The sequence below is a fragment of the Burkholderia cepacia ATCC 25416 genome (assembly GCF_001411495.1).
GTDB lineage: Bacteria > Pseudomonadota > Gammaproteobacteria > Burkholderiales > Burkholderiaceae > Burkholderia > Burkholderia cepacia.
Genome location: NZ_CP012982.1, coordinates 31,439 through 54,702 on the forward strand (window position 1 = coordinate 31,439; position 23,264 = coordinate 54,702).

The 23,264-nt window shown below is 69.7% G+C and carries 20 protein-coding genes; 15 read left to right on the forward strand and 5 right to left on the reverse strand.

Features of this window, described 5'->3' with window-relative positions:
* The first annotated feature begins 233 nt into the window (after positions 1-233).
* Genes APZ15_RS17640 through APZ15_RS17660 form a run of 5 tightly spaced genes read left to right on the forward strand, consistent with a single transcriptional unit; the run spans position 234 to position 5,508 of the window.
* Positions 234-932 carry a TetR/AcrR family transcriptional regulator gene (locus APZ15_RS17640; protein ID WP_027791467.1) on the forward strand — a complete coding sequence of 233 codons (699 nt, stop codon included), beginning with the start codon at positions 234-236 and terminating at the stop codon, positions 930-932.
* Positions 929-1,903: an HlyD family secretion protein gene (locus APZ15_RS17645; RefSeq protein ID WP_027791466.1), complete on the forward strand. Its 975-nt coding sequence runs from the start codon at positions 929-931 to the stop codon at positions 1,901-1,903. The genes APZ15_RS17640 and APZ15_RS17645 overlap by 4 nt, the downstream gene beginning before the upstream one ends.
* Entirely contained in the window at positions 1,900-2,859 is a 960-nt protein-coding gene (locus APZ15_RS17650; protein ID WP_027791465.1) for an ABC transporter ATP-binding protein, read from the forward strand. The genes APZ15_RS17645 and APZ15_RS17650 overlap by 4 nt, the downstream gene beginning before the upstream one ends.
* Positions 2,856-4,010: an ABC transporter permease gene (locus tag APZ15_RS17655; protein WP_027791464.1), complete on the forward strand. Its 1,155-nt coding sequence runs from the start codon at positions 2,856-2,858 to the stop codon at positions 4,008-4,010. The genes APZ15_RS17650 and APZ15_RS17655 overlap by 4 nt, the downstream gene beginning before the upstream one ends.
* Positions 4,011-4,020: 10 nt before the next feature.
* On the forward strand, positions 4,021-5,508 hold the full coding sequence (locus tag APZ15_RS17660; protein ID WP_027791463.1) for an efflux transporter outer membrane subunit: 1,488 nt from the start codon (positions 4,021-4,023) through the stop codon (positions 5,506-5,508).
* 209 nt (positions 5,509-5,717) lie between these two features.
* On the opposite strand, the gene APZ15_RS17665 is transcribed toward APZ15_RS17660, so the two are convergent.
* Positions 5,718-6,935, reverse strand: coding sequence for a porin (locus tag APZ15_RS17665; protein ID WP_027791462.1), 1,218 nt, complete (start codon positions 6,933-6,935; stop codon positions 5,718-5,720).
* Between the two features lie 479 nt (positions 6,936-7,414).
* The gene (locus APZ15_RS17670) at positions 7,415-8,479 is read right to left on the reverse strand and encodes a squalene/phytoene synthase family protein (protein ID WP_027791461.1); all 1,065 of its coding nucleotides are present in this window, start codon (positions 8,477-8,479) and stop codon (positions 7,415-7,417) included.
* Positions 8,480-8,854: 375 nt separating this feature from the next.
* On the opposite strand from APZ15_RS17670, the gene APZ15_RS17675 reads away from it, so the two are divergent.
* Positions 8,855-10,000, forward strand: a complete 1,146-nt coding sequence (locus tag APZ15_RS17675; RefSeq protein ID WP_027791460.1) for a glycerophosphodiester phosphodiesterase — start codon at positions 8,855-8,857, stop codon at positions 9,998-10,000.
* A gap of 61 nt (positions 10,001-10,061) precedes the next feature.
* On the opposite strand, the gene APZ15_RS17680 is transcribed toward APZ15_RS17675, so the two are convergent.
* On the reverse strand, positions 10,062-11,687 hold the full coding sequence (locus APZ15_RS17680; RefSeq protein ID WP_027791459.1) for a rhodanese-related sulfurtransferase: 1,626 nt from the start codon (positions 11,685-11,687) through the stop codon (positions 10,062-10,064).
* Between the two features lie 131 nt (positions 11,688-11,818).
* Complete coding sequence (locus APZ15_RS17685; protein ID WP_027791458.1) at positions 11,819-12,385, reverse strand: cysteine dioxygenase family protein; 567 nt, start codon at positions 12,383-12,385, stop codon at positions 11,819-11,821.
* Positions 12,386-12,402: 17 nt separating this feature from the next.
* On the opposite strand from APZ15_RS17685, the gene APZ15_RS17690 reads away from it, so the two are divergent.
* Positions 12,403-13,377, forward strand: a complete 975-nt coding sequence (locus APZ15_RS17690) for a LysR family transcriptional regulator (protein WP_027791457.1) — start codon at positions 12,403-12,405, stop codon at positions 13,375-13,377.
* A 61-nt stretch (positions 13,378-13,438) separates the two neighbouring features.
* Here APZ15_RS17690 and APZ15_RS17695 read toward each other — a convergent pair whose 3' ends face one another.
* Entirely contained in the window at positions 13,439-14,797 is a 1,359-nt protein-coding gene (locus APZ15_RS17695; protein WP_027791456.1) for an acyl-CoA dehydrogenase family protein, read from the reverse strand.
* A gap of 313 nt (positions 14,798-15,110) precedes the next feature.
* Between APZ15_RS17695 and APZ15_RS17700 the strand changes: the two genes are divergently transcribed.
* From APZ15_RS17700 to APZ15_RS17735, 8 genes are all read left to right on the forward strand, one after another.
* Entirely contained in the window at positions 15,111-16,196 is a 1,086-nt protein-coding gene (locus tag APZ15_RS17700) for an LLM class flavin-dependent oxidoreductase (RefSeq protein ID WP_027791455.1), read from the forward strand.
* Positions 16,197-16,218: 22 nt separating this feature from the next.
* On the forward strand, positions 16,219-17,058 hold the full coding sequence (locus APZ15_RS17705) for a class II aldolase/adducin family protein (RefSeq protein WP_027791454.1): 840 nt from the start codon (positions 16,219-16,221) through the stop codon (positions 17,056-17,058).
* 32 nt (positions 17,059-17,090) lie between these two features.
* Positions 17,091-18,143: an ABC transporter substrate-binding protein gene (locus tag APZ15_RS17710; RefSeq protein WP_027791453.1), complete on the forward strand. Its 1,053-nt coding sequence runs from the start codon at positions 17,091-17,093 to the stop codon at positions 18,141-18,143.
* Positions 18,144-18,147: 4 nt separating this feature from the next.
* Complete coding sequence (locus APZ15_RS17715) at positions 18,148-19,245, forward strand: ABC transporter permease (RefSeq protein ID WP_027791452.1); 1,098 nt, start codon at positions 18,148-18,150, stop codon at positions 19,243-19,245.
* Positions 19,239-20,060: an ABC transporter ATP-binding protein gene (locus tag APZ15_RS17720; RefSeq protein WP_027791451.1), complete on the forward strand. Its 822-nt coding sequence runs from the start codon at positions 19,239-19,241 to the stop codon at positions 20,058-20,060. Before APZ15_RS17715 ends, APZ15_RS17720 begins: the two co-directional genes overlap by 7 nt.
* Before the next feature lie 50 nt (positions 20,061-20,110).
* Positions 20,111-21,304, forward strand: coding sequence for a c-type cytochrome (locus APZ15_RS17725; protein WP_027791450.1), 1,194 nt, complete (start codon positions 20,111-20,113; stop codon positions 21,302-21,304).
* Positions 21,305-21,341: 37 nt separating this feature from the next.
* Positions 21,342-22,295, forward strand: coding sequence for an ABC transporter substrate-binding protein (locus APZ15_RS17730; RefSeq protein WP_027791449.1), 954 nt, complete (start codon positions 21,342-21,344; stop codon positions 22,293-22,295).
* 88 nt (positions 22,296-22,383) lie between these two features.
* The gene (locus tag APZ15_RS17735; RefSeq protein WP_027791448.1) at positions 22,384-23,250 is read left to right on the forward strand and encodes an MOSC domain-containing protein; all 867 of its coding nucleotides are present in this window, start codon (positions 22,384-22,386) and stop codon (positions 23,248-23,250) included.
* Positions 23,251-23,264 lie beyond the last annotated feature (14 nt).

A 23,264-nucleotide genomic window follows, 5' to 3' on the forward strand; every position in this document is an offset into this window, starting at 1 on the left:
CGCTTCCCGCCGGTTTTCCCTCGGCGTTTCTCCGCCGTTTCTCCGCCGTTTCTCCGCCGTTTCTCCGCCGTTTCCGCATTAGCCGCTCCCTACACTCCGCTACCCGCTTGCCGCACCGCGCCGCGCCACATCCCGGCCCGCCCGCGCCCCCGTTCGACGCTCGCCTGATCTCGATCAACCCGGTCGAAAACCCTTCCTTGAAATTAACTAACTCATCAATTAGCGTCGATTTCATGAACGCGAAATCCACCGTCGCCAGGCCGCGCGGGCGCCGCCCGTCGGTCGACGATTTCGACCTGCGCGACCACATGCTCGACGTCGCGATGCAGCTGTTCGCCGAGCGCGGCATCGCCGCGACGACCGTCGCGCAGATCGCCGCCGCCGCAGGCGTCACGTCGGCGATGGTCCACTACTACTTCACGAATCGCGAGCGGTTGCTCGACGCGATCGTCGAGGAACGGCTCGCACAGGCGATCGCGTTCGTGTGGCGACCGACCGAGCCGCGGATCGACGACGATCCGTTCGCGCTCGTCGGCGAACTCGTCGACCGCTTCTTCGACGTCACGCACCGCATGCCGTGGCTGCCGTCGATCTGGCTGCGCGAGATCGTCCACGAAGGCGGGCTGCTGCGCGAACGGATGGTCCGGCGCATTCCGCTCGATCATGTCGGGCGCTTCGCCGAACGCATCCGCGGCGCGCAGCAGGCCGGCACGCTGAACCCCGCGCTCGAACCCGCGTTCCTGTTCCATTCGATCGTCGCGCTGGTGATGCTGCCGCTCGCGACCGCGAAACTGTGGCAAAGCGCGCGCGGCATGCCGCCGATCGACCGCGACGTGCTGCACCGGCACGTCCGCGCGCTGCTCGGTTCCGGCATGCAGCCGCCCGCCCCCGCGCGTCGCGCACGGGCCCGCTCGCCACGGAGGCCGTCATGAACCCGCGCCGCGCACTGCCGCTCGCGACGGTTGCCGCGGTCGCCGCAATCGCCGTGCTCGCCGGCTGCGGACGCCCGGCCGACAACGGCACGACCTACCAGGGCTACGTCGAAGGCGAATTCGTGTACCTGTCGTCGTCGCAATCGGGCACGCTGACGCAGTTGACGGTCGCGCGCGGCCAGACCCTCGCCGCCGGCGCGCCGGCCTTCTCGCTCGAGGCCGTCAGCGAAACCGCCGCGCTGTTGCAGGCGCAGCACCAGCTCGCGGCCGCCCGCGCGCAGCTTGCCGACCTGCGGACGGGCAAGCGCCCGCCGGAAATCGCGGTCACGCAGGCGCAGCTCGCCCAGGCCACCGCGCAGGCCGCGCGGGCCGCCGCGCAACTGGCGCGCGACGAACGCCAGTACGCGGCCGGCGGCCTGTCGAAGCAGCAGCTCGACGATTCGCGCACGTCCGCGCAAACCACCGCCGCGCAGATGCGCGAACTGCAGAAACAGGTCGACGTCGCGCGCCTGCCGGGCCGCGCGCAGCAGGTCGCCGCGCAGGCCGCGCAGGTTGACGCCGCGCAGGCGGCCGTGGCCGAAGCGCAGTGGAAGCTCGACCAGAAGCGCGTCGCCGCCCCTGCTGCCGGGCGCGTGTACGACACGCTGTACCGTGTCGGCGAATGGGTGCAGGCCGGCAATCCGGTCGTGCAGATGCTGCCGCCGCAAAACCTGAAGGTGCGCTTCTTCGTGCCCGAGGCCGCCATCGCATCGCTCGCACCGGGGCGCGCCGTCGCGATCCACTGCGACGGCTGTGCGGCCGACGTGCCCGCGCACATCACCTACGTGTCGAGCGAGGCCGAATACACGCCGCCCGTGATCTACAGCAACGAGAGCCGGACCAAGCTCGTGTTCATGATCGAGGCGCGCCCGGCCGTGGCCGACGCGCCGAAGCTGCATCCGGGCCAGCCCGTCGCCGTGAGGGTGCCGTGAACGCGTCCTCCGCCCCGTACGCGATCGACGTCGATCGCCTGAACAAGCATTTCGGCGACAAGCACGTCGTGAAGGACGTGTCGCTGCGCGTCGCGCGCGGCGAGATCTTCGGCTTTCTCGGGCCGAACGGCAGCGGCAAGACCACGTCGATCCGGATGATGTGCGGGTTGCTCACGCCCGACTCGGGCAGCGGCACCTGCCTCGGCTACGACATCGTGCGCGACAGCGCGCAGATCAAGCGGCGCGTCGGCTACATGACGCAGCGCTTCTCGTACTGGGAAGACCTGTCGATCCGCGAGAACCTCGATTTCGTCGCGCGCGTGTACGGGATGCCCGACCGCAAGGCGGCCGTCGCGCGCGCACTCGACGGGCTCGGCCTCGCGAGCCGCGCCGATCAGCTCACGGGCGCGCTGTCGGGCGGCTGGAAGCAGCGCCTCGCGCTGGCCGCCTGCATGCTGCACGAGCCGGCCCTGCTGCTGCTCGACGAGCCCACGGCCGGCGTCGACCCGGCCGCGCGCCGCGACTTCTGGGAAGAACTGCACCGGCTGGCCGCCCAGGGAATCTCGGTGCTCGTCAGCACGCACTACATGGACGAAGCCGAACGCTGCCACAAGCTCGCGTACATCGCGTACGGCGAGCTGCTCGCGCAGGGCACGTCGGCGGAGATCGTCGCGTCGCAGGGGCTCGCGACCCGCGCGATCACCGGCGGGCACCTGGCCGAACTGTCCGCGCGACTGCGCACGATGCCGGGCGTCGACCAGACGGTCGTGTTCGGTTCGGCGCTGCACGTGAGCGGCCGCGATCGCGCGCGGCTCGACGCGACGCTCGCGCAGGTCGCAGCGCAGGCCGGCGGGCCCGCCGCGCTGCAGGTCGCGCCGATCGACACCGGTCTCGAGGACGTGTTCATCTACATGATGGGCCGCGCATCCGCGCCGCCCGGCGGAGCGTCGTCATGAACGCGTGGGCGCGCTTGCGCGATGCGTTCTCGGTCGCGCGCTGGTGGAGCATCGTGCTGAAGGAATTCCTGCAGCTGCGCCGCGACCGCGTGACGTTCGCGATGATCGTCGGCGTGCCGATCATCCAGCTCTCGCTGTTCGGCTTCGCGATCAACACCGATCCGAAGCACCTGCCGACCGCGGTGATCGTCGCCGACGCGAGCCCGTTCGCGCGGAGCTTCGTCGCCGCGATGCGCAACTCCGCGTACTTCGACATCGTCGAGACGCTGCCCGACGAAGCGGCCGGCCGGCGTGCGCTGGCGCGCGGCGACGTGCTGTTCGTTTTGAACGTGCCGGCCGATTTCTCGCGCCGGCTGCTGCGCGGCGAACGTCCGTCGCTGCTCGTCGAGGCGGACGCGACCGATCCCGTCGCGACCGCGTCGGCGATCGGCGCGCTCGCCGGCCTCGTGCAGCCGGTCGCGGACAAGGACCTGACCGGCCCGCTCGCGCACCTGAACGGCCGGCCGGCCGCCTTCGACGTCGTGCTGCACCGGCTCTACAACCCCGAGGGCATCACGCAGTACAACGTCGTGCCGGGCCTGATGGGCGTGATCCTGACGATGACGATGGTGATGATGACGGGCCTCGCGATCACGCGCGAACGCGAGCGCGGCACGATGGAGAACCTGCTCGCGACGCCCGTGCGGCCGCTCGAGGTGATGACGGGCAAGATCGTCCCGTACGTGCTGATCGGGCTGATCCAGGTGTCGATCATTCTCGCGGCCGCCCGCTTCGTGTTCGAGGTGCCGTTCGTCGGCGGCGCGTTCGCGATCTACCTGTCCGCGCTGCTGTTCATTGCCGCGAACCTGACCGTCGGCATCACGCTGTCGTCGCTCGCGCAGAACCAGCTGCAGGCGATGCAGCTCGCGGTGTTCTACTTCCTGCCGAACATCCTGCTGTCGGGCTTCATGTTCCCGTTCGCCGGGATGCCGAAGTGGGCGCAGTTCATCGGCAACCTGCTGCCGCTCACCTACTTCAACCGCCTCGTGCGCGGCATCCTGCTGAAAGGGAACGGCTGGAACGACCTGTGGCCGTCCGTGTGGCCGGTCGCGCTGTTCACCGTCGTTGTGATGGGCATCGCGTTGCGCTTCTACCGGCGCACGCTCGACTAGGCACCGCACGATGAAACCGGCTTCGCGTCGCCCCCTCCACGCCACCCGCTGCTGCACGCTGGCCGCCGCCGCGCTGCTCGTCGCCGGATGCGCGGTCGGGCCGGATTTCCACGCGCCGGATGCGCCCGCCACGCAGCGCTACACGCGCGGCGAACCGCCGGAGACGACGGCCGCCGCCGGCCCGGCAGGCGATGGTCAGACGTTCGCATCGGCCGAACACACTCCGCAGCACTGGTGGACGCAGTTCGGCTCCGAACCGCTGAACCGGCTCGTCGATACCGCGTGGCGCAACAGCCCGACGCTTGCCGAAGCCCGCGCGCGGCTCGACGAAGCGCGCCAGAACCATGCGGCCGAAGCCGGCGCGACGATGCTGCCGAAAGTCGATGCGAGCCTGTCCGCGACGCGCGAGCAGGTCGACACGACCGCGTTCGGCCTGCCGGCCAGCGTGCCGAGCCCGGGGCCGTTCACGCTTTATGACGCGTCGGTGAGCGTGTCGTACGTGCTCGACGTGTTCGGCGGCAACCGGCGCGCGCTCGAGGCGCTGCGCGCGCAGGTCGACTACCAGGCCTATACGCTCGACGCCGCGCGCCTGACGCTCGCGGGTAACGTCGTCGCCACCGCGATCCTGCGCGCGTCGCTCGCGCAGCAGGTCGCGCTCACGCAACAGCTGCTCGACGCGCAGACGCGGCAGTTGCGCATCGTCGAAGCGCGTTTCGCTGCCGGTGGCGTATCGCAGGCCGATGTGCATGCGCAGCGCGCGTTGCTCGCGCAGACGCAGGCGTCGCTGCCGCCGCTCGCGACCCGCCTCGCGCAGTCCGGCCACCGGCTCGCGATCCTGCTCGGCGCGCCGCCCGCCGACGCGATGCTGCCCGACCTCACGCTGGATGCGCTCGCGCTGCCTCGCACGCTGCCCGTCGCGCTGCCGTCGACGCTCGCACGCGAACGGCCCGACATCCGCGCCGCCGAAGCCGTGCTGCACCAGGCGAGCGCGAACGTCGGCGTGGCCACCGCGAACTTGTATCCGCGCTTTTCGGTTTCGGCGGGGATCGGCTCGGAGCGCACACGTATCGAGGACATCGTGAGCGGGCTCAATGTATGGAATGTCGGTCTCGGTCTCACGCAGCCGCTCTTTCACGGCGGTGAACTGCGCGCGAAGAAACGCGCGGCCGAAGCGGCGTACGACGCCGCGTTCGCGAGTTACCGGGAAACCGTGCTCGAGGCGCTGCAGCAGGTGGCCGATGCGATGCGCGCGGTCGAGCACGACGCTGCCGCATGGCAGGCTCGGGACACGGCGGCACGGGAAGCGGCGGCCAGCAATACGATTGCCGGCGACCGTTACGCGGCGGGCGGGATCAGCACGTTCGACCTGCTCGATGCACAGCGGCAGGCACTGCAGACGGCGCTCGACCGTACGCGCGCACAGGCCGACCGGCTTGCCGATACGGCGGCGCTGTTTCAGTCGCTCGCGGGAAGCTGGACGAACGACGCGGCGGAGTGAGTGCGCGGTGCAGGTTCAATGCGGTGATCGAAGCGGAGCGATCGCGCGACGCGGGTTTGACCCAGCGATAGAAACGGAGCGACCGGATGCGTGCTCGACGCAACGATCGCGGCGCGACATTCGCACGAATCGCGCGGACATGAAAAAACCGGCCCGAAGGCCGGTTTTCATACCGCATGCCGCAAGCGGCGCTCGCGCGCCGCGCGACATCAGAAGCGGTGGATCATGCCGACGCCGACGCCGATCTGGTTCTGCTTCGAACCTGCGCCCACGCCGTCGCCGATCGACGTCGTTGCAGCGATGATCTTGCCGCCGTTCAGCGTGTTGCCGCTCGCGTGCTGGTACGCCTCAACCGCGTACAGGCCCGTGCGCTTCGACAGGCTGTAATACTGCGACACCGTGACCTGGTGGTACTTGGCCGAGCTCGTGATGCCGTTCGACTGCGTTGCCGCCGTGTACGAGTAGCCTGCCGCGAAGTCCCACTGAGCGACCGGCTTCCAGTGCAGCACGGCGCCAGCCGTGTTGAAGATCGCCGTGTTCTTGAAACCCGAACCCGTGCCCGGAATGTATTGAACATTCGAGTACGACGCCGAAATGTCCCACGCCGGCGAGAACTGGTAGCCAGCCGTGACGGCCAGTCGCTGTTGCGACTGCGCGAACTGGTAGCCATTGTTGATCGACGAAACTGCCGGCTCGACACCGTTGGTGCCGGCTGCGTTCAGGCCGTTCTGCACCGTCGAGTTCGCGCCCCACGCGCCGCCGCCGAGCGTCGAGTTGTTGACTCGCTGGTAGCCGACCGCGATGCCTGCCGGGCCGTTCAGGTACTGGATCGCCGCGCTCCACGTCGAGCCGCGGTTCGTCGCGCCTGCGACGCCGCCGAACGAGTACGAACCGCCGACCGTGAAGCCGTAGAACTTCGGCGACATGTAGACGAGCGAGTTGTTCGCGCGGTAGCTGGTATCCAGCGAATCGATATCGCCCGGATGCGCGCCGTAGTAACCGGTCAGCCAGGTCGTCGGGCTGTACGGCGACAGCAGCGTGTAGTACGCGGTGTACTGGCGGCCGGCCGTCAGCGTACCGTACGTATTGTTGGTCAGGCCAACCCACGCCTGACGCGTGAAGATGCCGTTGGTCCATTGCGACGAACCGTTAGCCGTGTTGACGCCGGCTTCCAACTGGAAAATCGCCTTCGTGCCGCCGCCGAGATCTTCGCTGCCCTTCAGGCCGAAGCGGCTGCCTGCCCACACGCCGGTGGACATCTGCACCTTCGAGTGACCACCCGTGGTCGCGCCGACTGCCGACGAGTTGTTTTGGTATGCGATACCGTTATCGACGATACCGTACAGGGTCACGCTGCTCTGTGCGTGGGCGGCGGTAGCGGCTGCAAGGCCCGCTGCCGTCATGGCGAAAGCGACGCGCTTTTTCATTGATTCTCCGTCCTCAAAGAATGATTTCTTTTCTGGTGTGGTTTTATGACTGACACATGTGCGAGTACATGCCGACGCGATTCTGACGGATTACCAATCATTTCCCAACATGTGCAGTCGGTCATCGTATGATCGACGCAACGCACGGGTTCACCAAGCAGTTACATAACACCTGAAAACGCTTACGCGGCGGGCTTTTCCGGCATTTCCCGGTGAAAACCCTAGCTTTACATTTTTACGGGTGCAACACGACCGTCGGATGTTGTCAGATGCCTTCGGCGAAATACATCTTACAAATGCGCGACCGCGGCTGACGCCACGATTCACGCCGCCGCGAAGGATCGCTGACGTTCATGACACCCACGTTTCGCGAAACGAAATGATGAAAACGTTTTTAGACGATGCCGGAGAACCGGCCCGGCGAACGCGGGCCGAGGGGCGACGCCGGCACCTGTCGCGCCGGCATCGTTCGGTGGGTGTCAGCGTGTGACCGGCTGCGCGAGATGCGCGCTCACGGCATCGGAGAGCGCGGTCATGCGCGCGCGAATCGCCGTGTTCGAGCCGACCAGCGCGAGCGACGACGCCATGATCCGGTAGACGCGCTTTCTCGGCACCTTGGCCGGCTTCGCCGGATCGAGCCACGCGTCATGGCCGGCCAGCAGTTCGAGCGTTTCGAGGCCGATCATGATCGGCCACAGGCATGCCAGCCGCAGCCGCACGAAGCGGCGCGGGATCGCAACGGTATACAGGCACGCGTCGCGATACTGGTCCAGCGTCACGCGCAGCAGGTCGACCAGCACGCCACGCGCGCGCGCCGACGCATCGGGCAACATCAGGTCGGCGACGCTCAGCCCGTGCGCGCCCAGCACATCGTCGGGCAGGTAGCAGCGGCCGATGCGCAGGTCCTTCGCGCAGTCGCGCAGGATGTTGGTCATCTGCAGCGCCTTGCCGAAGCGGATGCCCTTCTCGACCATGTCCGGCAGGTTCCAGCCGCGCGCGGCCGGCGTGTGCATGCCCGTCATGTCGGTCCAGAACTCGCCCACGCAGCCGGCGACGAGATACGTGTAGCGGTCGAGTTCGTCGCGCGTCCGCAGCGACGCGACCCGCCCCGATTGCTCGTCGGGGAACGTACGCAGGTCGAATACCATCCCCGCCGTCAGCGTCGCGACGACCTTGCGGATCGACGCACAATCGGCGTCCGGCTGCGCGCGCAGCAGCGCGAGCATCGGCTCCATCGAGCCGAGCAGCACGTGCTCGTGCGAATCGGTCTGCATCCGCGTCACGTCCTCGAGCGCACGCGACAGCGCGACGCCGTCGCCGAGCTGCTCAACCGCATCGCGCAGCTCGGTCAGCAATGCCGCCCGGCGATCGGGCGCGACAAGCGCCGTATCGGCGATCGTGTCGGCGGCGCGCGCGAGCAGGTACGCGAGGCCGACCGGGTCGCGCATGCCGTCGGGCAGCACGCGCAGCGTCAGGTAGAAGGAGCGGGAAACGTTCTTCAGCAGGTCGCCGAGCAGGTAGGCGGAATCGGTTCGAGTCGTCATGGGTCGGGAAAAATCGGCCGGCGCGGGCCCCGGACGCACACGGGCGCCGGGCGCCCGCGCCGGCCCGCGAGTCGCCGCATCGTCGCGCCAGGCGGGCGTCCGGCCCGGCACGGCGATGCAAAATTCCCGCAAGTTTAGTGCATCCGGCGCACGGCCTGCCCGGGACGGCCGGAATGCGTCGCCCGTCGGGCCGCCGTCAACCGCCCCGCCGCGCATATCGCGCCCCAAAAACAAGAAACGGAAAGGCTGAAGTAATACATATGTAATTATTCGGTGCGACGATCGCGTCCCATCCGACTCCGTGCGACATGGCACGACAGCCGCACCGCCGGAGCGACCGCCCCTTTCCGACTCTCGTTTCGAAGGTTCATCGACATGCTCTTCAAGCGCCCGACCTCCCTGCGCTACGTCCCGTTCGCCTGTGCCGCCGCATTCCTGCTCGCCGCGTGCGGCGGCGACGACGACGTCGCGTCCGATCCCACCCAGCCGATTTCCGCGAAGATCCAGGTGGTCGGCCATCGCGGCGCGAGCGCGCTGCGCCCCGAACACACGCTGGCGTCGTACCGCAAGGCGATCGAGGATGGCGCGGACGTGATCGAGCCCGATCTCGTGTCGACGCGCGACGGCGTGCTCGTCGCGCGCCACGAGAACGAGATCTCGGGCACGACGAACGTGTCCGCACTGCCGCAGTTCGCGAACCGCAAGGCGACCAAGACGATCGACGGCACGGAGCTGACGGGCTGGTTCACCGAGGATTTCACGCTCGCCGAACTGAAGACGCTGCGCGCCCGCGAGCGCATTCCGCAGGTCCGCCCCGCGAACACCGCGTACAACGACCAGTTCGAGATTCCGACGTTCGACGAAATCGTCGCGCTCGCGAAGCAGATGTCCGCACAGACCGGCCGCACGATCCACCTGTATCCGGAAACCAAGCACCCGACCTACTTCCAGTCGATCGGCCTGCCGCTCGAGGACCGCCTCGTCGATGCCCTGCTGAAGGATGCGTACACGGCCCGCACCGCGACCGTCTACATCCAGTCGTTCGAGGTCGCGAACCTGAAGGCGATCCGCAACCGGATCAAGTCGAGCCAGCCGAACTGGAAGCTCGTGCAGCTGATGGACGAAGCCGGCCAGCGCCCGTACGACTTCGTGAAGGCGAACGACAAGCGCACCTACGGCGACCTGTCGACGCGCGACGGCATGCGCGAGGTCGCGACCTATGCGAACGGCGTCGGCCCGTACAAGACGTCGATCATCGCGGTCGCCGCGGACGGCACGCTGCAGCAGCCGACGCAGTACGTGCGCTACGCGCACGAGGCCGGCCTCGTCGTGCATCCGTACACGTTCCGCCCGGAGAACAACTTCCTGCCCGCGTCGCTGAAGGACGGCGGCACGCCGGCCGCGCGCAACACGGCAGGCTCGGTGCGCGAGATCCAGGCGTACCTGCGCGCGGGCATCGACGGCTTCTTCACCGACGATCCTGCCGTCGGCCGCACGGCCGTCGATACGTTCAAGCGCTGACACGCGCGTCGACCGGGCGCGGCGCGCGACGCGCGCGTTGCGCCCGGTTGCATCGCATCGGTCAGATCACGTTGAAGTGGTGCGTGCCGTCCCGCTTCAACTGGTCGACCAGCCCGTATTCCCAATCGAGATACGCCTGCATCGCGGCCGCCGCGTTGTCGGTGCCTTCGTACGGGCGCCGGTAGCGGTCGACGCGCGGCGAAGCGAGATGCGTCTCGCCGCTTTCCAGCGGCAGCCCGGCGTCGATCCACGCGGCCGTGCCGCCGGTGAGCACCCGGATCTCGGCCGAAGCCGGCAGCAGCGCACGCGCGTCGTCCGCCGCAAACCGCGCGAGCAGGCTCGACCCGCACGTGAACACATAACGCTTCGCGGCCGGAATCGCCACGAGCGCGTCGCGCAGCTGCGCACGCACGGCGAACCACGCGCCCGGGATATGGCGCTTCACGTAGTTCGCACTGGCCGTCACGTCGACGATCGCCAGCTCGCCGGGCGCCGCCTCCTTCAGCCAGCCCGCGAGCGTCGCGGGCGATACCTCCGTCACGGCCGGCGTCGCCGGCACGTCGCGCGGCGGCTGGCCGCGCTCGCCGAAAGCGGCCGCGCCGGCCGGCTCGACGACACGCACGTCCCAGCCCATCTGCGCGAGCCACGACGCGGTCATGTCGGCACGCACGCCGTCGTCGTCGGCGAGCACGATCCGCGCGCCGCGCACGGCTGCGTGATGGTCGGTCTCCTGCACGAGCTGGCCGCCCGGCGTGCTCAGGAAACCGGGCAGATGGCCGGCTTCGTATTCCTCCGGCGTGCGCACGTCGAAGCGGTACAGCGTGCGGCCCGGTTCGTCGAGCGCGGCGACGTCGGCGAGCGCGATGCGCGGCACGCCAGCACGTTCGGCCACCGCGCGCGCAGCGCGGCGCGCTTCGTCGCGCTGCGTCGCGTCGATGTCGTCCGGAAAGCGCCGCGCGGCACCCCGCTCGAGCGTCTGGCCCGCGAGCGTCCAGCCGATCGTGCCGTTGCGCAGCGCCGCGACCGGATTCGGCAGCCCCGCGTTGACGAGCGACTGCGTGCCGATGATGCTGCGCGTGCGTCCCGCGCAGTTGACGACGACCTGCGTCGCCGGGTTCGGCGCAAGCGCGCGCACGCGCAGCACGAGTTCCGCGCCGGGTACGCTCGTCGAGGTCGGAATGTTCATCGTCTGGTATTCGTCGAAACGGCGCGCGTCGACGATCACGACATCGGCCTGCGCGTCGATCAGCGCCTGCACCTCCTGCGCGGACAGCGACGGCGTATGCCGCTCGGCCTCGACCCATTCGCCGAACGACTTGCTCGGCACGTTCACGTCGATGAACAGTTCGCCGCCCGCCGCGAGCCAGCCCGCGAGGCCGCCGTCGAGCAGCCGCACGTCGGTGTAGCCGAGTTGCGCGAGCTTCTCGGCCGCGCGCGGCGCGAGATCCTCGCCGCCGGCTTCGCCGAATACGACGATCGGCGTGTCGCGGCGCGGAATCCGCGTCCACGCGTCGAGTTCGAGTTTCGACAGCGGAAAGTTGGCGGCCCACAGCGGGTGGCCCTGCGCGTACGGGTCTTCCTCGCGTACGTCGATCAGTGCGATCTCGTCGCGGGCAAGCAGGCGCGCGCGCACATCCTGGTACGACGCGACGGGAAAACGGGAAGTGGAATCGGCGGAGTGCGTCACGATGTCTCTGTATTGAATGCGTTGAAGTCGGTGAAGAAAGCGGAACGGATCAATCTTGGGCCCGCCGGCGCGTGCGGGCAACCGGCCTTCCGGCCGGTCGCTTGCGGCCGGCCGCATCGGCAGGCGTTGCATCAGGCGTTCGAATAGCCGGACACGAAGGGTTTCACGGTGCCGTCGTCCAGGTACACCGCGCGCTCGACCTTGCCGATGTTCGCGCCGTACACGTGGATGCTGATCGATACCTGATCGGCGAACGCGTTGGTCACGCGATGGACGTCGCCGATGCGCGGCGACACGGCCTCGATCTCGCCCGGCGCGAGCCGCACGGCTTCGCCGGACGGCACCGGCCGGCCCGCTGCGTCGAACCGGTACGGCTGCGAGAATTCGCCGCCGCGCAGCATCCCGATCAGCCCCCACACCGTGTGATTGTGGATCGGCGTCGTCTGGCCGGGGCCCCACACGAAGCTGACGACCGAGAACCGCTCGTCCGGGTCGAGATGCAGCAGGTATTGCCGATAGCGCGCGGGGTCGGGCTGCGCGAACGCGTCGGGCAACCAGTCGTCGTGTTCGACAAGCGCGGCGAGCAGCGCACCGCCCTCGTCGAGGATGCGCGCCTCGTCCGCGCCGGACGCGAGCAGCGCGCCCAGACCGTCGACGAACGGACGCAGCGGCGTCTGATGCAACGAAAGCGTACTCATCGGCTGGCTCCTCGAATATGATGCCGAATATGATGGATCGTCATGATGCACCTGAAAGACCATGCAGAACAAACATGAAAATTAGCGATATCGACGCTTTTGCAGCGGTTGTCCGCTGCCAGACCCTGAGCCAGGCCGCGGCCGAGCTCGGGATGACGCAGCCCGCGATCACGCGGCGCGTCCAGAATCTCGAGGAAGCGCTCGGCGTGACCCTGCTCGATCGCAACACGAAGCCGCCGCGACCGACCGACATCGGCCGGCAGGTCTTCGAGCAGTGTCGCGCGATCCTGCGCGAAGTCGATGCGCTGCGCGAGCTGACGGCCGGCGAGCAGCCGCCCGCCGGCGAGTTCCGGATCGGGCTCACGCAGGGCCTCGGCGAACTGATGCTCCCCGCGCTGATATCGGAACTGGCCGCGCAGTGGCCCGCGCTCGCGACGCAGGTCACGACCGCGTGGGGCGGCATGCTCGTCGAGCGCGTCGCCCGCCGCGAACTCGATGCGGCGCTCGTGTTCCTCGCGCGCGAGATGGTGCTGCCGGCACAGGTCGACGGCGAACGGCTGCTGGCCACGCGGCTCGTCGCGGTCGGCCGCAAGGGTGACTGGCCGCGCCGCAGCTACCGGCTCGCCGATTGCCACGCTCATGGCTGGGTGCTCAATCCCGACGGTTGCGGCTTTCGTGCGGGCCTGCGGCGCGCGCTCGACGCGCAGGGCCTGCCGATGCCGGTCACGCTCGACACCTACGGCCGCGACCTGCAACTGCAGAGCGTCGCGAACGGCTTCGGCATCGGGCTGATGCCGCTGCCGCTCGTCGAAGGCAGCCCGCTGCGCGACGCGCTCGACATCGTGCCGCTCGCCGATTTCAAGCCGCACATCGATCTGTGGTTGCTGCGCCGGCACGATGCGGCCCGCTTCGGCGCGCCGCTCGCGGCCGTCGCCGCGCATGCGCGTGCGGCATTCGCGCTGCCCGAGCAGGCGCACGACCAGGCTGCGTGACCCTATCGGGCGGCGGCAGCATCGCGCCGCCCGGTCGATGCTCGCGCCAGCCCTGCTCCGCTCACGCATCGCTGCGGCCGCGCCCGATCTCGTTGACCGACGCCCCGCCCGTTTCCGTCTCGCCGCTCGCTTTGCCCTTCGCTGCGCTCTTCGCTTCAACCCGGCTCGCTGCGTCGAGCACCGCACGCCCCGCCGCCACCGCGATCGCGTCGTCCTGCGGCGTATGCACGCGGCTGCACAGCACGTCGCGATAGTGGCGTTCGAGCGGATTGGCGCGGCTCAGCCCGTGATTGCCCGACAGCTTCAGCGCCTGCTCGACCGCACGGATCGCGTGCTCGGTCACGGTGCGCTTGACCAGTCCGCTCGTCGTGACCGGCGGCGCATGACCCGCGTCGGTGCGCGCGACGTGATCGTCGAGCAGCACGCGGTTCGCGTGCAGCCAGCCCTCGATTTCGCCGACCGCTTCCTGCACGCGCGGCAGCGTCGCGAGCGGTGCGCCCAGCCCGCTCGGCGCACGCGTCGTCGCGAATTCAACCACCCAGTCGCGCGACGCACGCGCCACCGCGTCGTACAGGCTGCCGAGCAGCGCGACCATCCACGCCTGCTGGTCGGCCTGCGCGTCGGCATCCGCGTGGGTCGCGGCCGACACGGCCCATGCGTCCGGTGCGCGCACGTCGACCGCGTGATCGGCCGGCAGCCGGACGTCGTCGAACACGACCTCGTGGCTGCCCGACGCACGCAGGCCGAGGTGATTCCAGCTTTCGATCACGCGGATGCGATCGCCATCCGCACCGCGGTCGCGCGGCACGAGAAACACGCCGACGCGCGGCGCCGGTTCGTCGGTGCGCGCCCACACGGCCAGCCAGCGCAGCGCCGGAATCCCGGTGCTGTACAGCTTGTGGCCGGACAGCCGCCAGCCGTCGCCGTCGCGCCGGGCAACGGTTTCCGGGAGGCCGCCGCGCGACGGCGAACCGAGCGCGGGCTCGACCCGCAGCGCGTTGATCAGCGCACCGTGCGTGACCGCGCTGTCGAACACCGCGCGCCGCACCTGTGCGGGCCAGCGGTTGTCGGCCCGGCCGAGCGCGCGATGTTGCAGATAGGTCATCGTCAGCACCAGCGCGGTGGCCGGATCGGCCCGCGCGACGGCGGCGACGATCCGGCTCGCCTGCGCAAGCGTCGCACCGGCGCCGCCATGCTCGCGCGGCACGACCTGCGCGATCAGCCCCGCGCGATGCAGCCGCGCGAAGTTCTCGTGCGGAAAGCGGCCATCGACGTCGTTGCGCGCCGCATCGGCGGCAAGTTCCGGCGCGAGGCGCTCGAGCAGCGCGGCGACGCGTGCGTCGTCGGCATCGTCGGTGGGCAGGAGGCGCAGCGCGGGCGGCTGCGGCGACGGCGAGGAAGCGGCAAGGCTGGCGGACATCGAAACGGATTCCCTGGGTAATACGGACAGGCGGCAAGCGCGACGGAGATCGGCAACCGCGGCAATCGATCGCCACGCGGCGCGGTCTCTCATGAACCGGGCGATCCGCAACGCGTGCCCCCGGATTCGCCGGCGCCCGCGCGCCCGATCGTTCGTGAGCCCACAGCGTATGCGCAGCGCACACGCGCCCAAACCATGCAAATCTGATATTCAAATCGGGATTGATTATTTCCATTCCGCATGATCGCGGCGTTAACCTGCGCTCCATTCCTGCCCGGCCGCGCGCCGGGACATCCCCGCACCGGAGACCCAGATGAGCGTCGAATTCATCGGCATGATCCAGAGCCAGAAGCAGTCGGAAATCCACCCGCCGTCCGGCCCCGTGGTCGATCCCGGCTACGTGCGCGACTTTGCCCGCGCCCACGAGACGGCCGGCTTCGACCGGATCCTCGTGCCGCATCACTCGACCGGCCCGTCGGCGACGCTGACGATCGCGTTCGCGGCGGCCGCGACCGAGCGCATCCACTTCATGCTCGCGCATCGCCCGGGCTTCACCGCGCCGACGCTCGCCGCGCGGCAGATCGCGACACTCGACCAGTTCAGCCGCGGCCGGCTCGCCGTGCACTTCATCTCCGGCGGCTCGGACAGCGAGCAGCAGCGCGACGGCGATTTCCTCGACCATGACGCGCGTTATGCGCGCACCGACGAGTACCTCGGCATCCTGCGGCGGATCTGGACCGAAGCGCAGCCGTTCGATCACGACGGCGCGCATTACCGGTTCAAACAGGGGTTTTCGGAAGTGAAGCCGTTCCAGCAGCCGCATGTGCCGATCTATTTCGGCGGCGCATCGGAAGCCGCGCTCGCCGTGGCCGGCAAGCACGCGGACGTCTACGCGCTGTGGGGCGAATCGCTCGACCAGGTGCGCGACCTGACGACCCGGGTGCGCGCCGAAACCGCGAAGCACGGCCGGCAGGTGCGTTTCTCCGTGTCGTTCCGCCCGATCCTCGCCGCGACCGAGGACGAAGCGTGGGCGCGCGCGCATCGCATCCTCGACGAAACACGCCGGCTGCGCGAAGCGGCCGGCCTGGGCGCCGGCGGCCCGCAGCAAAGCGAAGGCGCGCGCCGCCTGCTGGCCGCGGCCGAACGCGGCTCGCGCGTCGACAAGCGGCTGTGGACCGAGATCGCCAGCCTCACCGGCGCGCGTTCGAATTCGACGGCGCTGGTCGGCACGCCCGAACAGGTCGCCGACGCGCTGCTCGACTACTACGACCTCGGCGTCACGACGTTCCTGATCCGCGGCTTCGATCCGCTGGAAGACGCGATCGACTACGGCCGCGAACTGATTCCGCGCGTGCGCGGCGCCGTCGCCGCACGCGACGCGGCGCGCCGCGCGGCCTGACGCAACCCGGGAGACCCTTACGATGTCCGCCGTTCCGTCCACACTCGAACGCACTGCGTCGGGCCTCGCGCTCGCCGCGTCGCCGCGCCAGCATTTCTGGTTCGATCCCCCCGCGCCGCGCATCGACGTCGCCGCCGAGCGCCGTCACCGTCAGGAGCGGCTCGCGGCCGCGTTCCGCCTGTTCGCCCGCTTCGGCTTCGCACAGGGGCTCGCCGGCCACATCACCGCGCGCGACCCCGAACTGCCCGACCACTTCTGGGTGAATCCGCTCGGCGTGCATTTCTCGCAGATCAAGGTGTCCGACCTGCTGCTCGTCAACGCGCGCGGCGAAACCGCGATCGGTTCCCGACCGCTGAACAAGGCCGCGTTCGCGATCCATGCGGCCATCCACGATGCGCATCCGCACATCGTCGCCGCCGCGCATACGCATTCGACGTACGGCAAGGCGTGGTCGACGCTCGGCCGCCCGCTCGATCCGCTCACGCAGGACGCGTGCGTGTTCTATGAAGACCACGCGCTGTTCGACGACTTCACGGGGATGGTCGTCGACACGAGCGAAGGCGCACGGATCGCCGATGCGCTTGCGAAACCGGACGGCACCACGCACAAGGGCGCGATCCTGAAGAACCACGGAATCCTGACCGCCGGCCCGACGGTCGAGGCCGCCGCATGGTGGTACATCGCGCTCGACAACGCCGCGCACACGCAGTTGCTGGCCGAGGCGGCCGGCACGCCGCAACCGATCGATCACGCCACCGCGCGCCACACGCACGGCCAGATCGGCGGCCCCGAAGGCGCGCTGCATGCGTTCGACAGCCTGTTCGCGCGCGTCGTCGCCGACGAACCCGACCTGCTCGACTGAGCGCCTTCCCGCACGACCGGAGACCAGACCACATGACCCGAACCGCCGCACCCGCGCCCGCCAATGCACACGACACGCGCGACACGCACGACGACAAACGCCGCAAGCTGCTGCGCGCGGCCGGCGCCGCCGCGCTCGCCGCGCCCGCGATCACGCTTGGCCGCAAGGCCTGGTCCGCGCCGCCGCTGAAGAAGCTCACGTTCGCGTGGAACCAGAACGCGTTCTGCCTGACGCCGATCGTCGTCGCGCAGGAGCGCGGCTTCTTCGAGAAGAACGGCCTGAAGGTCGAACTGATCAACTACAGCGGCTCGACCGACCAGTTGCTCGAATCGATCGCGACCGGCAAGGCCGATGCGGCGGTCGGGATGATCCACCGCTGGCTGAAGCCGCTCGAAGCCGGTTTCGACGTGAAGATCATCGGCAGCTCGCACGGCGGCTGCGTGCGGCTGCTCGGCTCGAAGGCGGCCGGCGTCACGACGCTGCAGGCGCTGAAGGGCAAGACGGTCGGCGTCAGCGACCTGGCCGCGCCCGGCAAGCATTTCTTCTCGATCCTGCTCGCGAAGAACGGGATCGATCCCGAGCGCGACATCACGTGGCGGCAGTATCCGGCCGACCTGCTCGGCGTCGCGGTCGACAAGGGCGAGATCCACGCGATCGCCGACGGCGACCCGAACCTCTACCTGCTCGAAAAGCGCAGCAACGGCGCGTACACGGAACTCGCCACGAACCTGTCAGGCGAATACGCACGCAAGGTGTGCTGCGTGATCGGCGCGCGCGGCGACCTGGTGCGCAACGACCGGCCGTCCGCCGCCGCACTCGCACGCTCGATCGTGCAGGCCACCGAGTTCACGCACGACAACCCGAACGAAGCCGCGAAGGTGTTCGCGAAGTATTCGCCGAAGATCAGCCCCGAGGACCTGCGCAAGCTGTACGCGACGCTCACCTACACGCACCACCCGACCAACGTCGACCTGCAGCAGGAAATCGCGTTCTATGCGGACGATTTCCGCCGCATCAGCGTGCTGAAGAAGAGCACCGACCCGCAGCGCTTCGCGCAGCAGGTCTATGCGAACGTGCTCGGGTGACGCGATGTCGACGATCGAACACGCCTCCACCGCGCGCACCGCACCGTCACCGGCCGGCGGTGCGCCTGCTTCCGCTGCTTCCGCACGCGTGGCCTGCACGGCCTGCGAAGCGACGCTTGCGGCCGAAGCGCGCCGCGCGCGCACCTGGCCGACCGGCATCGCCGCCGCGCTCGCCTGGGCCGCGCTCGGCGCCCTCACGCAGCTGTGGCCGAACCGCATCGTCGGCTTCAGCGACTGGGCGTACACGGACACGTTCGGCACGGCCGCGTGGACGATCGCCGCGTTGCTGCTCGCCGCCGCGACGCTCGGCCATCTCGTCGCCACGACGCGCACGCGGCTCGCGCGCGTGCGCCCGGCCGGCCCGTGGCTCGTCGCGCTGCCGCTCGTGCTCGCCGCGTGGGAAATCGTCACCGCGAAAACCGGCTGGCTGCCGACGCCGTTCTTCGCGCCGCCGCAGGCACTGATCGAGGTCTACGTCGACGACTGGCCGCGCCTGCTCGGCAGCGCCGGCAACACGCTGAAGCTGCTCGCGCTCGGCTTTGCCTACGGCGTCGCGGTCGGTTTCGCGGTCGGCGTGTCGATCGGCTGGTCGCGCCGGATCGGCTACTGGGTGCATCCGGTGCTGCGCGTGCTCGGCCCCGTGCCGGCCACCGCGCTGTTGCCGCTCACGTTCTACTTCTTCCCGTCGAGCTATTCCGCCGCCGCGTTCCTGATCGCGCTCGCCACCGGCTTCCCGGTCGCGGTGCTGACGTGGTCGGGCGTCGCGAGCGTCAACAAGCAGTATTACGACGTCGCGCGCACGCTCGGCGCGAACGCGCGCTTCCTCGTGCTGCGCGTCGCGATTCCGGCCGCGCTGCCGCACGTGTTCGTCGGCATCTTCATGGGGCTGAGCGCGTCGTTCACGGTGCTGGTCGTCGCCGAGATGATGGGCGTCAAGTCCGGGCTCGGCTGGTACCTGAGCTGGGCGCAGGGCTGGGCCTCGTACGTGAACATGTATGCGGCGCTGATCGTGATGGCGCTGCTGTTTTCCGGGCTGATCGCGCTGCTGTTCGCGGTGCGCGACCGCGTGCTCGCGTGGCAGAAAGGAACCGTCAAATGGTGAACGCCGCCGTACTCGAATCGTCCGCTGCGCCAGCCGCGTCGCCTGCCGTCACGGCGCCGCGCGGCGCGCGCATCGACATCCGCCGCGTGAGCCATGCGTTCGACGGCCCCGGCGGCCCGCTGCCCGTGCTCGACGACGTCACGCTGTCGGTCGCGGCCGGCGAATTCGTCGCGCTGCTCGGCCCGAGCGGCTGCGGGAAATCGACGCTGCTGCGCCTCGTCGCGGGCCTCGACGCCGCGCGGCAAGGCGGAATCGCGCAGGACGGCGTGCCGATCGAGCAACCCGATCCGTCGCGCATCGTCGTGTTCCAGGACCCGACGCTGTACCCGTGGCGGCGGGTGCGCGCGAACGTCGCGCTCGGCCTCGAGGCGCGCGGCGTGGCGCGCGCGTCGCAGCATCGCGTCGACGATGCGCTCGCGCGCGTCGGCCTGCAGGAATTCTCGAACGTGTTCCCGCATCAGCTGTCCGGCGGGATGGCGCAGCGGGTCGCACTGGCCCGCGCGCTCGTCAACGATCCGCGCCTGCTGATTCTCGACGAGCCGCTCGGCAAGCTCGATTCGCTCACCCGGCTCACGATGCAGGCCGAACTCACCGCGCTGTGGCAACGCGACGGTTTCTCTGCATTGCTCGTCACGCACGATGTCGAGGAAGCGCTGTTCCTCGCGCAGCGCGTGATCGTGTTCGGGCCGCGTCCCGCACGGATCGTCGCCGAGTTGCGCGTCGACCTGCCCTATCCGCGCCATCGCGGCGACCCGCGCCTCGCCGAGCTGCGTCACGACGCGTTGCGGCATCTCGGGCTCGATGCGAGCTGGTAGATGCGCGGTACCGTTCGACGATGGGCCGCCGTGCGGCGGGAACGTAGCCGATGAATGCACCGACGTTCTCCGACTGGGCGCTGCTGTTTCTGCAAGGGCTGTATCGCGCACAAGTCGCGCTGTCGCGCGTGCTGCATGCGATCGGGCTGACGGGCGACGCCGATGGCCAGCCTGCCTGGCCGTGGGCCCGTCGCATCGCGCTCGAAACGCTGCGCATCGACGCCGGGCTCACGCGGCAACTCGCGTTCGCCGTTGCGGCGACGACGCTGGCCGCCGTGCTCGCGTGCATCGCGCTCGCGTTACGCAAGCGGCGTGTGGCGTCGGCGCTTGCGGTGCTTGCCGCGCTGGCCGTTGCGTGGTTCGCGCCGTGGCCGCCGGCTTCGCTGTGGCTTTCGCCTGCCGTGCCGACGAGTTTCCAGCGCGATCCCGCGCCGTTTTCGGTATCGAACGTGATGCGCGGCGCGCACTTGTATGCGCAACACTGCGTGGCATGCCACGGCGTGGACGGACGCGGGGAAGGGCCGCTTGCGGCCACGCTCCCGCACTGGCCGCCGACCTTCGCCGGCGCACTGCTCGCCCGCCGCCTCGACGGCGAACTGTTCTGGCGCGTGCGTCACGGGACACGCGACGAACACGGCGCGCCGACGATGCCCGGCTTCGCCGCGACACTCGGGCCCCGCGACACCTGGGCCGTGCTCGACTACCTGAAAGCGCTCGCCGCGGGCAGCGGCGCGCAGGCAGAAGGCGCGTGGCCCGTGCCCGTCCCGCTGCCGGCGCTCGACGTGCGCTGCGGCAGCGCCGCGCCCCAATCGCTCGATCGCTGGCGCGCAGGCCAGCGCGTGCGCATCGTCGCACTCGCGCCGGGCGCGCCGCCCCCGCCGGAAGACGCGCGCTGGCAAACCTTGCTCGTCACGGCAAGCGGCACGCCCGTGGTGCAGACGGCCGGCGCGGCGCGAGCCGATTGCGTCGCGTCGACGCCCGATGCGTGGCTCGCCTTCGCGACGATCGCCGGCGTGACGCCCGCCGCACTCGGCGGCACGCAGCTCCTCGCCGATCGCCGCGGCTGGCTGCGGGCGCGTGCGTTGCCGGGCAGCGCGGGCTGGTCGGATGCCGACCTGCTATGCCGCTCGGACGCCACGGCACGGCCGGCAGTACCGGCCGCGAACGGCGACGCACTGACCGCGCTGCTGCTGCGCGTCGACACGGAACCCGTGCGCGACGTACAGGCCGGGCTCCCGCATTGATCGAATCCCTGACTTTCTCTTCCGACCGAACTTCACGATGAATCCGACCCGACGCCACTTCCTCGCGCAAGCGAGCGCCCTCGCCACGATCGCCGCGGCCCCGGCCGCCGTGCGCGCGCAATCGGGCACGCGGCCGCTGCTGCGCGCCGGCGACCAGAAAGGCGGGCTGCGCGCGCTGCTCGAAGCAGCCAGCGAACTGAACGGCCTGCCGTACGACATCGCGTGGACCGAGTTCCCGGCCGCCGCGCCGCTCGCCGAAGCGCTGAACGCGGCCGCCGTCGACTGCGGGCCGATCGGCGATGCGCCGGTGATCTTCGCGCTCGCGTCGGGCGCACGCATCAAAGTGATCGGCGCGAACCGCTCCGACCCGTACGGCACGGCGGTGCTCGTGCGGCCCGATGCCGCGCTGAAAAGCCCGGCCGACCTCAAAGGCAAGCGCATCGGCACCACGCGCGGCTCGATCGGGCATTTCGTCACGCTGAAGGCGCTCGACGCGGCCGGCCTGCCTCCCGACGCCGTCTCGTTCCGCTTCCTGCCGCCGGCCGATACGATGCTTGCGCTCGCAACCGGTTCGATCGATGCGTGGGCGACCTGGGAGCCCTATACCGCACTCGCGGAAACGAGCGGGCGCGCGCGCGTGCTCGTCAGCGGCCGCGGACTGTGGTCGGGCCTCAGCTACATCGCGGCGACCGACGCGGCGATCGCGTCGAAGCGCGACGTGCTGCACGATTTCCTGCGGCGCGTCGTGCGCGCGCAGGCCTGGTCGTACCGGCATGCCGACGCGTATTCGGCGGCGCTCGCGCGCATCATCGGCATTCCGCCGGCGGCCGCGAAGCTGCAGTTCGAGCGCCGCAACACGCGCTGGTTGCCGATCGACGCGACGGTCATCGCCGAACAGCAGCGCACGGCCGACTTCTACCTGAAGGCGGGACTGCTGCGCCAGCCGCTCGACGTGCGTACCACGTTCGACCCCGGCTTCCCGCTCGCATGACCGGCCGCGCGACGCAGCGCAGCCGTCCGAACGGCTACGGCGCGATCTGGCACAATCGCAGTCTCGCCATCCGCCTTCAGCCAGCGTCATGCCAGCCATCGCCGAACTCTTCGTCTATCCGATCAAATCCTGCGCCGGCATCGCGCTGTCGCGCGCGCAACTGCTCGAAACGGGCCTGGCGTACGACCGACACTGGCTGATCACCGACCCCGCCGGACAGATGATCACGCAGCGCACGCACCCGCGCCTCGCGCTGATCCGCACCGCGCTGAACAGCGATGCGCTCGTGCTGAGCGGGCCGGGCATGCGCGAGATCCGCACACCGCTCGACGGCGACGTATCGCCCGCCACGCCGAAAATGGCCGCGACCGTGTGGCGCGACACCGTCGATGCGATCGACACGGGCGCCGAAACGGCCGCCTGGCTCACCGAATTCCTCGGCACGCCCGCGAAGCTCGCGCGCTTCGCGCCCGACGCACGCCGCGGCTGCAACCGTAAATGGACCGGCGAGATCGATACGCACACGCAGTTCGCGGACGGCTACCCGCTGCTCGTGATCGGCCAGTCGTCGCTCGACGACCTGAACGCGCGGCTCACCGCCAAAGGTGCACCGGCGATTCCGATGAACCGCTTCCGGCCGAACATCGTGGTGTCGGATCTCGACGCGTACGAAGAGGATTTCGTCGAACATCTCGACACGGAAGGTGCGGCGCCCGTGCGGCTGCGGCTCGTGAAGCCGTGCACGCGCTGCCCGATGCCGACGATCGACCAGGTCACCGGCGCGCCCGACCCCGCGTGGCCGCACGAGCCGACCGACACGATGCAGACCTATCGCGCGAACCCGAACTTCGGCGGCGAGCTGACGTTCGGCATCAACGCGATCGTCGTCGAAGGCGCGGGCGGGTGGCTCGAAGTCGGCCAGTCGCTGGAAGCGGAGATCGGGTTCGGCGATTGACGCGCGTACACGGC